This window comes from Streptomyces yatensis (assembly GCF_018069625.1).
In the GTDB taxonomy this organism is placed as follows: domain Bacteria; phylum Actinomycetota; class Actinomycetes; order Streptomycetales; family Streptomycetaceae; genus Streptomyces; species Streptomyces yatensis.
In genome coordinates this window covers 3,542,861-3,554,672 of record NZ_CP072941.1, presented here as the reverse complement: position 1 = coordinate 3,554,672, position 11,812 = coordinate 3,542,861, and the positions used below count along the sequence as shown (strand labels likewise).

The window sequence follows — 11,812 nt, the reverse complement described above, 5'->3', positions numbered from 1 at the left end:
GTTTTTCCGTGACCGTCACTGAACTGGTGTCGTACGAGGACGCCCTGGCCGCCTACGACCCCGTGATGGGGCTCGAGGTGCATGTCGAGCTCGGCACCAAGACCAAGATGTTCTGCGGGTGCTCCACGGCGCTGGGCGCCGAGCCCAACACGCAGACCTGCCCCACCTGCCTCGGCCTGCCCGGCTCGCTCCCGGTGGTCAACGCGACCGGCGTCGAGTCCGCCATCAAGATCGGGCTCGCGCTCAACTGCGAGATCGCCGAATGGTGCCGCTTCGCCCGGAAGAACTACTTCTATCCGGACATGCCGAAGAACTTCCAGACGTCGCAGTACGACGAGCCGATCGCCTACAACGGCTATCTGGACGTCGACGTCGACGGGGAGGTCTTCCGGGTCGAGATCGAGCGCGCCCATATGGAGGAGGACACCGGCAAGTCCACCCATGTGGGTGGCGCGACCGGCCGTATCCACGGCGCCCAGCACTCCCTGCTCGACTACAACCGGGCCGGTATCCCGCTGATCGAGATCGTCACCAAGCCGATCGTCGGCGCCGGGGAGAAGGCCCCGGAGGTCGCCAAGGCGTATGTGACCGAGCTGCGCGAGCTCATCAAGTCGCTCGGGGTCTCCGAGGCGCGGATGGAAATGGGCCAGATGCGCTGCGATGTGAACCTGTCGCTGCGCCCGCACGGCGTCGAGAAGTTCGGCACCCGCTCCGAGACCAAGAACGTCAACTCGCTGCGGTCGGTCGAGCGGGCCGTGCGCTTCGAGGTCCAGCGCCATGCCGCGGTGCTGGGCGACGGTGGCACGATCATCCAGGAGACCCGTCACTTCCACGAGGAGGACGGCTCCACCACCTCCGGCCGGGTCAAGGAGGAGGCGGAGGACTACCGCTACTTCCCCGAGCCCGACCTGGTGCCGGTCGCTCCCTCCAGTGCCTGGGTGGAGGAGCTGCGCGGCGGGCTTCCCGAGCTGCCGCGGGTGTACCGCAACCGGCTGCGCGAGGAGTGGGGCCTGTCCCGGCACGAGATGCAGTCGGTGCTGAACGCGGGCGCGATCGATCTGATCACCGCCACCATCGACGAGGGCGCTCCGGCCGACCAGGCCCGTAAGTGGTGGATGGGCGAGCTGGCCCGCCGCGCCAACGAGGACGGTGTGGAGCTCGCGGCGCTGCCGATCACCCCGGCGCAGGTCGCCCGGGTGTGCGCGCTGGTCAAGGAGGGTTCGCTCAACGACAAGCTGGCCCGCCAGACGATCGAGGGCGTCCTCGCGGGCGAGGGCGGCCCGGACGAGGTCGTCACCAAGCGCGGCCTGAAGGTCGTCTCCGACGAGGGTGCGCTCGGCACCGCCGTGGACGAGGCGATCGCGGCCAACGCGGCCATCGCCGACAAGATCCGCGGCGGCAAGGTCGCGGCGGCGGGTGCGCTGGTCGGCGCGGTCATGAAGGCCACGCGCGGCCAGGCGGACGCGGCGCGGGTGCGTGAGCTGATCCTGGAGAGGCTGGGCGTCGAGGGCTGACCGGTTCGGCGTTCGTCCGTTTCGATTCCTGACGGCGGCGGGGTGCGCGAGGCGCGCCCCGCCGCCGTCGTATGCGCTCCTACGGGGTGCCCGGTCGGCTCTTTCCTCAGCCCGCCCCTTCCCGCTACCAGGGGCTCCGCCCCTGGACCCCCGGGGGTCGACGGGTCGGCCGTCGCCGCCGTGAACACCGGCACGGGCGGGCTGAGCGCGGTCGGCACGCCGGCGCAGCGGATGACCGGGCGGACGCCCGCGCGCATCCGGGGTGCCCGGTCGGGGCGCCGACCGCGCCGTCTGTGACGCGGTGGTCGAGTGTCCGGCCGGTGGGCAGGGGCCAGGGCGTCCGCAGGGCGGGGGCTGGTCGCGGTGGGCGGTGAGGGCGTGAGGGCCCGCACTGGTGGGTTGATCGCCATCGGCACGCCGACGCGGCGGACGGCCGGGCGGACGTCCGCGCAGGCCAGGGTCCGGAGCGGAGTCCCGGTTTCGGGAAGGGGCGGGGAGGGGAGCAGCTCGCCGCGGGCGGCGAGGCCCGCCGGACACCCCCTAGAGCAGCAGCGGCTCCAGATGCGGCACCTCGAACCCCTCGTCGTCGAACGGGTACAGCGGCCGCGCGAGGCGCCGGTGGCCCAGACGCGCCAGATCCTGGTCGACCCCGCCGGGGGTGAGCGCGAGCCGCCAGTCCGCCGCCAGCTCGTACAGCTCGGGCTCCAGATAGCCGATCTTGACGACGACGAGGTCATGGTCGCGCGGGTCCAGCTCGCCGAAGTCGGCCAGGGTGTGGAACGGTTTGCGGCGGCTGACCAGGATCACCGTGACGCCCCCGTGCCGCACCGCCGCGAGGTCCCCGCCGACCGGGTCGTCCCGGCGCAGGGCGACCACCTCGCCGGTCAGCTCGCAGGGCTCGGCGTGGTCCGCCGTTCCCCGGCTGATCCCGCCGCCGACGCGGAGCCGGACCCTCGCGCCCGGCCCGGCGGCGAAGCACTCCGCGACCGCCGCCGGATCGGTGATCCCGGGGTGCAGGGCGGTGGCGCGGCCGGCGGCCAGATCCTCGTTGGCCAGCAGCCGGCCGAGCATATAGGCGAGGTCCCCGGCGCCTCCGGCCGTGGGATTGTCGCCGGAGTCGCTGATCAGGAAGGGGCGGGCGGAGGAGACGACGGCCTCGGCGATGCACGCGTCGGCGCCGCCGGTGGGGCCGACGAAGGCGAAGTCGCGGCGCACATCCCAGTACTCGCGGGCCAGGGAGCGGGTCTGCTCGACCGCGAGCACCGGGTCGTCGCCGGTCACCACCACGGCCGCCCGGCAGCGCGGCTCGTCCGCCCAGGCGTAGCCCACCCAGATCGCGGCGTCCACGACGCCGTTCATCGCCTCCACGGCGGCCAGCCGCTCGTACAGCGACTTGGCGGGCTCCAGACGGGTGCTGGTGCGCTCACCGGGCAGCAGCACCGGGATCTGCACCCAGGCGAGATGGGGGCGGCCCCGGCCGGAGTCGAGGCGCTCCACCAGCTTGCGGGCGGCGCGCTCACGGGTCTCCCAGGCGTCCTCGTGCGGGGCGAGACGGTGGGCGGTGAGCAGATCGAGTCGGCCGGCGAAGCGGCGGGAGACATTGCCGTGCGGATCCATGGCGGCGGAGATCAGCGCGTCGGGCCCGATCGCCTCCCGTACGGCCTCGGTGAGATCGGCTTCGGCGTCCTCCAGGCCCACCACGCTCATCGCGCCGTGGATGTCGTACACCAGCCCGTCGAGCGGACCGGCCCGGCGCAGCCGCTCGATCAGCTCGCCCTTGATCCGGTCGTAGGTCTCGCGCTCGACCGGGCCGCCGGGGAGCGCGACGGCGTGGAGGAGGGGCACCCACTCGGCGCGCCCGGCCAGATCGCCGTCCGACCCGGTCCAGGCGTAGCGCTCCAGCAGCTCCGCTTCGCGGGTGACGCGGAAGTCGTCGTAGCCGGCGCGGTGCGGGCTGAAGGTGCTGGACTCGATGTGCATACCGCCGATGCCGATACGCGGTCGGCGGCCTCGGGACGCGGCAGGAGTCATGCTCTCCGACTTCCCGCTCATTCATGTGGTGAAGCCCACAAAGGGGACAAAGGATCTTATCCGCCTGACAGAGTGCTCAGGTCACAGCCACATCACGCCGCCCCTGGCGCCCGAACCGGAAGGCAGCCATGGCCGCACTCGCCCGGTGGTGTCTCAGGCGCCGCGCCCTCGTCATCGCGCTGTGGCTGGCCGCCTTCGCGGGGGTCGCCGCGGCGTCGGCCGTGATCGGGTCCGCGTACTCCAACGACTACGACATCCCCGGCACCGACTCCTCCAAGGCCTCCGCCCTGCTGGAGCGGCGGCTGCCCGACCGGGCGGGGGACAGCGACACCATCGTCTGGCACACCGGGGACGGCGCGGGCACCGTACGCGCGCCGGGGGTCGAACGGCGGATGACGGCGGCGCTGCGGCAGGTCGCGGACCTGCCCGGCGTCGCCTCCGTGACCGGCCCCTACGGCTCCGGCGACACCAGCGGGATCAGCGCCGACCAGCACACCGCCTACGCCACCGTGGTCTTCCGCAAACCCGCCGCCGACCTGGGCGAGGCGGAGGTGCGCCGGGTGCTGGACACGGCGCGCTCCGCCGCCTCCGGGGTTCGGGGCCTGGAGGTCGAGATGGGCGGTGCGGGCGCCGGGCTCACCGAGCGGACCGGCCCCGCCCATCTGAGCGAGGCCATCGGGGTGGGCGTGGCCGCCGTGGTCCTCTTCCTCGCCTTCGGCTCGCTCGCGGCGACGCTGCTGCCGATCGCCACCGCGCTCATCGGCGTCGGCACCGCGTACGCGGCCATCGGGCTGCTCGGCCACGCCATGACCATCGCAGACTTCGCGCCCATGCTCGGCATGCTGATCGGCCTCGGCGTGGGGATCGACTACGCGCTGTTCATCGTCACCCGGCACCGCAGGGGGCTGCGGCGCGGGCTGTCGGTCGAACAGGCCGCACAGCGCGCGGTGGTCACCTCGGGGCGCGCGGTGGTGTTCGCGGGGGCGACCGTCTGTCTCGCGCTCCTCGGCATGCTGGTCCTGCGGCTGTCCTTCCTCAACGGGGTGGCGGTCGCGGCGGCGCTCACCGTCGCCCTTACGGTCGCCGCCTCGCTCACCCTGCTGCCCGCGCTGCTCGGCCTGATCGGCATGCGGGCCCTGAGCCGGCGGGAGCGCAGACGGCTGGCCGAGCGGGGGCCGGAAGCCACGGCGACCAAGGGCCTGTGCGCCCGCTGGGCGGTCTGCGTCGAACGCCGCCCCAAGCTGCTGGGCGCGGCCGCGGCCGCCCTCATCGCGCTGCTCGCGCTCCCCACCTTCTCGCTCCACCTGGGCACCTCGGATCAGGGCAACGGCCCCTCGGCCTCGACCACGCGACGGGCGTACGACCTGCTGGCCGACGGGTTCGGGCCAGGTTTCAACGGGCCGTTGACGCTGATGGGCAGCATCGACGGGGCCGACGACCGTATGGCCTTCACCCAACTGCCCAAGGTGCTGCGCACCATCGACGGGGTCGCCTCGGTGAGCGCCGCTGACCTGGGCGGAGGCGGCGACACCGGCGTCATCACGGTCGTCCCCACGACGGCACCGCAGTCGCGGGCCACCTCCGACCTCGTGGGACGGCTGCGTGCCGAGGTGCTGCCCCGGGCCGAGGAGGGCAGCTCGCTGCGGGTGTACGTCGGCGGGCTGACCGCGGGCTACGACGACTTCGCCGCGGTGATCGTCAGCAAGCTGCCGCTGTTCGTGGGGGTGGTGGTGGCGCTGGGATGTGTGCTGTTGCTGCTCGCGTTCCGCAGCATCGGCATCCCGATCAAGGCGGCGGTCATGAATGTGGCCGCCGTCGCGTCGTCCTTCGGCGTGGTGGTCGCGATCTTCCAATGGGGCTGGGGAAGCGAACTGCTGGGGCTGGGCAGGGCGGGCCCCATCGAGCCCTTCCTGCCGGTGATCATGGTGTCGGTGCTCTTCGGGCTCTCCATGGACTACCAGGTCTTCCTGGTCAGCCGGATGTACGAGGAGTGGCGGCGCACCCGCGACAACCGCACCGCGGTCCGGGTGGGGCTCGCCGAGACCAGCCGGGTCATCAACTCCGCGGCCGTCATCATGATCGCGGTCTTCTCGGCGTTCGTGCTCAGCGGTGACCGGATCATCGCCATGTTCGGCATCGGGCTGGCGGCCGCGGTCGCCCTGGACGCCTTCGTCCTCCGGACGCTCCTGGTGCCCGCGCTGATGCATCTGCTCGGGGGCGCCAACTGGTGGCTGCCGGGCTGGCTGGAGCGGCTGCTGCCGAAGATCAGCATCAAGGCGGAGGGTGACGGGGAGGGCGGCGCGGAGGGCGGCGGGGGCGACGGCGAGGGACGGGCCTCAGGGCCGGTGCCGGTGTCGCTGCCGGGCCAGTCGGGGAGCGGGGCGGAGCGGGCCGGTGCGGAACGGTCGCCGGTTCCCTGAGCAGCCTCCTCCGCCCTGAGGAGCGCCTCCTCTGCCCTGAGGACCCTTCTCCGCCTAACGGCCCTTCTCCGCCTAACGGCCCTTCTCCGCCCTAAGGCCCTTCCCCAGGCTTCCTCAGCCGTGCGGGCAGGGTGCCTAAGGCCCTGGGCCGAGCGAAGATCGGGCAGCCTCCCGATGTGCCGGACCCTCCTGGGCGACGAGAGTGGACGCATTCCACGAAACCGGCGTCACCAGGGAGAACACCATGCTGCACCACGCGTTGCACCGGATCCGCGAGGCCGAGCTGCTGCGGGAGGCCGCCGCTCACCGGTTGGTCCGGGACGCGGTGGAGGAGTCCGGCGGCCGGTCGGCCGAGCGTGCGTCCGGAGGGCGGGTGAGGCCGGTCCGGCGGTGGCGCGGCCATCGCTCACCACGGTCGTACCGCACGGCGGCCTGAGGGAGGCCGGGCCGTGCGGCTCGTCATGGGCGCCCGGGCGGGGGCCGAGGCGGCAGGTACCGGGGCGGGGGCCGAGGTAGCGGGCGCCGGGGCGGCAGGTGCCGGGGCGGCGGTGGGCGGAAAAGGCGATGCCGCGGTGTCAGGGCCCTGTGCGATGCTCGACGACGTGTTCACCACGTCTGTCAGCCCGGTGTTCGTCGGTCGCGCCCAGGAGTTGGCCACCCTCGAGGACGCGCTGGCCCGCGCCACCGCGGGCGAGCCGCAGGTGCTGCTGGTCGGTGGGGAGGCCGGGGTCGGCAAGACCCGGCTCATCGACGAGTTCCTGGCCTCGGCCGTGGCCGCGGGGACCGTCGCGGCGGTCGGCGGCTGTGTGGAAATGGGGGCCGACGGGCTGCCGTTCGCGCCCGTGTCCACCGTGCTGCGCTCACTGCGCCGCAAACTGGGCAGCGAGCTGGACGGGGCCGCCGCCGGACAGGAGGGCGAACTGGCCCGGCTGCTGCCCGAGTTGGGCGAGACCAGCCGGGCGTCGCACGACGGGGACGGCCGGGCCCGGCTGTTCGAGCTCACCGTAAGGCTGCTGGAGCGGCTGGCAGCGGAGCGCACGCTCGTCGTCGCCATCGAGGATCTGCACTGGGCCGACCGCTCCACCCGCGAACTGCTCGGCTATCTCTTCCGCTCGCTGCTCAGCGCCCGGCTGCTGGTCGTGGCCACGTACCGCTCCGACGACATCCACCGCCGCCATCCGCTGCGCCCCTTCCTCGCCGAGGTGGACCGGATGCGCGAGGTGCGGCGCATCGAGGTCTCCCGCTTCACCCGGGGCGAGGTGCACGCCCAGCTCACCGGGATCAACGGGGCCGAGCCGGAGCGCGACCTGGTCGACCGGATCTTCAAGCGCAGCGACGGCAACGCCTTCTTCGTCGAGGAGATCGCCCGCTCCCTCAATGAGGGCTGCAGCACCGGGCTCAGCGAATCCCTGCGCGATCTGCTGCTGGTGCGGGTCGAGGCGCTGCCCGAGGAGGCCCAGGGCGTGGTGCGGATCCTCGCCGAGGGCGGCTCCTCCGTGGAGTACGAACTGCTGCGGGCGGTCGCCCGGCTGGGCGAGGACGAGCTGATCGACGCGCTACGGGCCGCGGTCGGGGCGAACATCCTGCGCCCCACGGCCGACGACAGCGGCTACCGCTTCCGGCACGCGCTGGTGCGCGAGGCCGTCGTCGACGATCTGCTGCCCGGGGAGCGCTCCCGGCTCAACCGGCGCTTCGCCCAGGCCCTGGAGGCCGAGCCCGCGCTGGTGCGGGCCGATGAGCGGGCAGCCAGGCTGGCCAGCTACTGGTACCACGCCCACGACCCCGCCAAGGCCCTGCCCGCCGTGCTCCAGGCGTCCGTCGAGGCGCGGCGGCGGTACGCCCACGCGGAGCAGCTGCGGCTGCTGGAGCGGGCCATGGAGCTGTGGGAGGACGTCCCCGAGGAGATACGGGAGGCGCAGCGGCCGGTGGACTACGCCGAGGTGTACCCCGCCTGTGGCTGTGAGGACCAGGCGCTGCGCCAGCTCGATCTGCTCGCCGAGGTGGTGGTCGCGGCGCATATGTCCGGGCAGCGGGAGCGGGCGCTGGCCGTCGCCAAGCGGGCCCTGCGGGCGCTGGACGGAAGCGGTCGTGACCCTTTGCGCGCCGCCTGGTTCTGGACCCAGCAGTCCAAGCTGATGGAGGGCCTGGCGCGCGGGGACGGCTGGGCGGAGCTGAGCCGTGCCCAGGAGCTGGTGCGCGGGCTGCCGCCGTCCCCCGTGCACGCCGATGTCATGGCGCAGGTGGCGGGCTGGACGATGACGCACCGGCCCGGGCCGGAGGGCCTGGCGGCCGCCGAACGGGCGGTGGAGCTGGCCCGGTTGGTCGGCGCCGAGAGCACGGAGCTGAACGCCCGGCTGACGCTGGGCTACTTCACCGGTGACTCCGGCGACACCGAGCGCGGGCTGGCCGAGATGCGCGAGGTCTGCCGGCGGGCCGTGGCCCTCGGCGACATCAGCGTCCTGGGGCGGTGCTATGTCAATCTCGCCTCGGCGCTGGAGGGGGTCGGCCGGTCGGCCGAGGCGGTGGAGACCGCCGAGGAGGGCGCCCGGATCCTGGACCGCTTCGGCCTGGTGGACTCCCGGGCCTGGGTGTACGGAAATCTGGCCGAGTCGCTGTTCTCCCTGGGCCGCTGGGACGAGGCGCAGGTGGCGGCCCTGAAGACCCGGCGGCTCGCCCTCGGCACCAAGCCGCGCGGCACCGCCGCCAACCGGCTCGCCCAACTGGCGCTGGCGCGCGGCGAATGGGACACGGCGGAGCGCGAGCTGGCCGCCGCCCGCGAGCACTACGGCGCCCACGACCCCGAACCGCAGTACACCCTCCAGGCCGCGGGCAGGGCCATCGAACTCGCGGCGGCGCGCGGCCGGATCCTGGAGGTCCGGGCCGTGCTGGACCAGGTCGTCGAGGCCGGTTTCCCGACCGGGATGCAGCGCTACGCCTGGCCGCTGCTGTACACGGCCGCCGCGGCCGAGTCGGCCGCACGCGGACTGCCCACGGCCGAGCCGGGCCGGGGCGAGGCGCTGGCCCGCCTCCGGGCCGCCGCGAAGCGGGTGGCGCAGCCCGTGCCGGTATGGCGGGCCCACGCGGCGATGCTCCAGGCCGAACTGGAGCGCGCCGAGGGCCGGGACCGGCCCGACCTCTGGGCCGAGGCCACGGACGCCTTCGCCGCGCTGGACCGCCCGTATCCGCTGGCCCGCGCCCGCCACCGCTGGGCGGAGGCGCTGCTCACCCCGGGCCAGGGCGCCCCGGCCCGGGCCGATCGCGAGCACGCCGCCGAACTGCTCGTCCAGGCGCATGCCGTGGCCGACTGGCTGGGTGCCCGCCCGCTGCGCGAGGAGATCGAGCTGCTGGCCCGGCGCGCCCGGCTGCCCCTGGCGTCCGCCGCGACCCGCCCCGCGCTCGACGCGGCCCTGCCCCGCACCCCCGCACTGCCCCCGGCTCCGGGTGCCCAGGCTCCGGGCTCCTTGATCCCCGCCGCCGAGTCCGCCAAGCCCGCCGAGCCCGCCGATCCGGCCGAGGAACTGGGGCTGACACCCCGGGAGCGGGATGTGCTGCGGCTGGTCGCCGCGGGGCGCAGCAATCGCCAGATCGCCGAGGAGCTCTTCATCTCGCCCAAGACGGCGAGCGTCCATGTCTCCAACATCCTGGCCAAGCTGGGCGTCTCGGGCCGGGGCGAGGCGGCCGCCGTGGCCCATCGGCTGCGGCTGGTGGACGGCCTGGCCGACGGCGCGGCGGCGCGCTGAGCGCGCGTGACAGGAGACACGGAGTGCCGCGGAGTGCTGGGATGCGCGGGCCGGCGGGACGCGCCCTGACGGGGTGCGCGGCGCGTTGACCGGACGCACGGAGGCGCTGACGGGATGGGCACGCTTGATGGGATGGGCGATAACCGGACGCACTGGGCGTTGACCGGACGCACGCGCCGACCGAACACCCGGTGCTCACAGCCCGCGCTGCCCGCCGACTGGACGCCCGGTGCTCACAGCCCGCACTGCGCGCCGACTGGACGCCCGGTGCTCACAGCCCGCGCTGCCCGCCGACTGGACGCCCGGTGCTCACAGCCCGCGCTGCCCGCCGACTGGACGCCCGGTGCTCACAGCTCGCACTGCGCGCCGACCGGACACCCGGTGCTCACAGCCCGCGCAGGGCGCTGACCGGACCCGCGGCACTTACAACCCGCGTTGCGAGCCGGAGGCGCGGGCGCTCACCATCCGCGCTGCGCGCTGGACCTGCGCCGGGTCAGCCCTCTTCGCGGGGCCGGATCACCACCCGGCCGGAGTCGAGGTCCACAGGGCCCTTCCCCGGGTCGCTGCTCCCCGTCTCGTCGAGCGTGTACTCCAGCCGGTTGCGCTCTTCCTCGGTGTGCTTGCGGCCGGGCGCGAATAGCTCCTCGATGAGGTTGAACATGACGACCCCCGTAGGCGTGCGGCTGCTGCCAGTGTAGGCAGACCGCTCACAGAACGGGCACGCCGCGACATGTCCACCCGAACTCGGTGGCAGGATCGGCCGGTTCGCCGTCCGCCCAGCGGACTCTCTCCGCTCAGCGGACCTCACGCCCCCCTCAGCGGACCTCCAGCCGCAGGATCCGGTCGTCCTGCTTGCCCGGCTTGCCACGCCCATCGGTATTGCTCGTCGTCAGCCACAGCCCCCCGTCGTCCGCCGCCACCACGCTGCGCAGCCGTCCGTACTTCCCGTCCAGGAACGACTGCGGTTTCGCCACCGGCTTCTCGCCCTTCAGCGGAATGCGCCACAGCCGCTCACCGCGCAGCCCCGCCATCCAGATCGAGCCCTTGGCGAAGGCGATTCCGCTCGGCGAGGCGTCCTCGGGCTTCCACTGCTCGATCGGATCGACAAAGCCCTTCTTGCCGGCTTGGCCCTCGACTTCCGGCCAGCCGTAGTTCTTGCCCGGCTCGATCGGATTGAGCTCGTCCCAGGTGTCCTGGCCGAACTCGGAGGCCCACAGCCGCTTGTCCGCATCCCAGGCCAGGCCCTGCACATTGCGGTGACCCCAGGAGTAGACGACCGACTGGGCGTCCGGATTGCGGGGCGCGGGCTCGCCGTCCGGGGTCATCCGCAGGATCTTGCCGCCGAAGGAGTCCATGTCCTGGGCGAGCCCGCGGTCGCCGCTCTCTCCCGTGCCCGCGTAGAGCATCTTGTCCGGGCCGAAGGCGATGCGGCCGCCGTTGTGGATCGTGCCCTTGGGGATGCCCTTGAAGATCGTGTCCGGGGCGCCCAGCTGATCGCCCGCGGGGCGCTTGTCGTCATACACCATGCGGACGATGCGGTTGTCCGAGTCGGTGGTGAAGTACGCGTAGACCATGTGGTCCGCGCCGAAGTCGGAGGAGACGGCCAGCCCCAGCAGCCCGCCCTCACCGGCGGCGGAGACGCCCGGGACGGACCCCACCTCGGTCTTCTTCCCCGTGTCCGCCGAGACCTTGAAGATCTTTCCGGTGTCCCGCGAGGAGACCAGCAGATCCCCGCCGGGCAGCGGTGCGAGCCCCCAAGGGGAGTCCAGCTTCGTGGTGAGGGTGCGCACCACCTTCACCGAGCCCTTCGCGGGCGCCGCGGACTCCGTCGGCGAGGGCGCGCCCGAGGAGCCCCCGCCGCCCGGCTTCGAGGGCACGGACGAGCGGCCGCCCGGCCTGGTGATGCTGTCGCCGTCGGACGAGCAGCCCGCCACGAGCAACACGGCGGCAGCGGCGGCGAGTACAGAGATCACGCGAGGACGTCGCACGGTCGGATTCCTCTCCATGGGCACGTGTGCCGCGGCACGGCACTGATTCTTATACACCGCTGCCTCGCGCCGGGTTCCCATCCCCGATCCGGACCCGGACCAGGCGCGCACCCGGACCA

The 11,812-nt window shown here is 73.4% G+C and carries 7 protein-coding genes; 4 read left to right on the top strand and 3 right to left on the bottom strand.

Annotation, left to right across the window (positions count from 1 at the left end; genetic code table 11):
- The first annotated feature begins 8 nt into the window (after positions 1 to 8).
- Positions 9 to 1,514 carry an Asp-tRNA(Asn)/Glu-tRNA(Gln) amidotransferase subunit GatB gene (gatB, locus tag J8403_RS14300; protein ID WP_211123525.1) on the top strand — a complete coding sequence of 502 codons (1,506 nt, stop codon included), beginning with the start codon at positions 9 to 11 and terminating at the stop codon, positions 1,512 to 1,514.
- Positions 1,515 to 2,054: 540 nt separating this feature from the next.
- On the opposite strand, the gene J8403_RS14295 is transcribed toward gatB, so the two are convergent.
- The gene (locus tag J8403_RS14295) at positions 2,055 to 3,545 is read right to left on the bottom strand and encodes a M81 family metallopeptidase (protein ID WP_211123524.1); all 1,491 of its coding nucleotides are present in this window, start codon (positions 3,543 to 3,545) and stop codon (positions 2,055 to 2,057) included.
- Between the two features lie 128 nt (positions 3,546 to 3,673).
- Here J8403_RS14295 and J8403_RS14290 point away from each other — a divergent pair, with 128 nt between their 5' ends.
- The 3 genes from J8403_RS14290 (at position 3,674) to J8403_RS14280 (ending at position 9,705) form a co-directional block, all read left to right on the top strand.
- Positions 3,674 to 5,965 (top strand): MMPL family transporter, encoded by a 2,292-nt coding sequence (locus J8403_RS14290; protein WP_211123523.1) that lies wholly within the window; start codon positions 3,674 to 3,676, stop codon positions 5,963 to 5,965.
- 244 nt (positions 5,966 to 6,209) lie between these two features.
- Positions 6,210 to 6,401, top strand: coding sequence for a hypothetical protein (locus J8403_RS14285; protein ID WP_211123522.1), 192 nt, complete (start codon positions 6,210 to 6,212; stop codon positions 6,399 to 6,401).
- A 154-nt stretch (positions 6,402 to 6,555) separates the two neighbouring features.
- Positions 6,556 to 9,705 (top strand): helix-turn-helix transcriptional regulator, encoded by a 3,150-nt coding sequence (locus J8403_RS14280; protein ID WP_211123521.1) that lies wholly within the window; start codon positions 6,556 to 6,558, stop codon positions 9,703 to 9,705.
- Positions 9,706 to 10,198: 493 nt separating this feature from the next.
- Here J8403_RS14280 and J8403_RS14275 read toward each other — a convergent pair whose 3' ends face one another.
- Together J8403_RS14275 and J8403_RS14270 are read right to left on the bottom strand one after the other, a co-directional pair.
- Positions 10,199 to 10,366, bottom strand: a complete 168-nt coding sequence (locus J8403_RS14275; RefSeq protein WP_165449194.1) for a DUF6191 domain-containing protein — start codon at positions 10,364 to 10,366, stop codon at positions 10,199 to 10,201.
- Positions 10,367 to 10,520: 154 nt separating this feature from the next.
- Positions 10,521 to 11,711: a PQQ-dependent sugar dehydrogenase gene (locus J8403_RS14270; RefSeq protein ID WP_211123520.1), complete on the bottom strand. Its 1,191-nt coding sequence runs from the start codon at positions 11,709 to 11,711 to the stop codon at positions 10,521 to 10,523.
- Positions 11,712 to 11,812: the final 101 nt, after the last annotated feature.

Bases quoted from the DNA above. Each gene is read 5' to 3' on its own strand.
- J8403_RS14295 (WP_211123524.1), bottom strand. From the start codon at position 3,545: ATGACTCCTGCCGCGTCCCGAGGCCGCCGACCGCGTATCGGCATCGGC.
- J8403_RS14280 (WP_211123521.1), top strand. From the start codon at position 6,556: ATGCTCGACGACGTGTTCACCACGTCTGTCAGCCCGGTGTTCGTCGGT.
- J8403_RS14270 (WP_211123520.1), bottom strand. From the start codon at position 11,711: ATGGAGAGGAATCCGACCGTGCGACGTCCTCGCGTGATCTCTGTACTC.
- J8403_RS14275 (WP_165449194.1), bottom strand. From the start codon at position 10,366: ATGTTCAACCTCATCGAGGAGCTATTCGCGCCCGGCCGCAAGCACACC.
- J8403_RS14285 (WP_211123522.1), top strand. From the start codon at position 6,210: ATGCTGCACCACGCGTTGCACCGGATCCGCGAGGCCGAGCTGCTGCGG.
- J8403_RS14290 (WP_211123523.1), top strand. From the start codon at position 3,674: ATGGCCGCACTCGCCCGGTGGTGTCTCAGGCGCCGCGCCCTCGTCATC.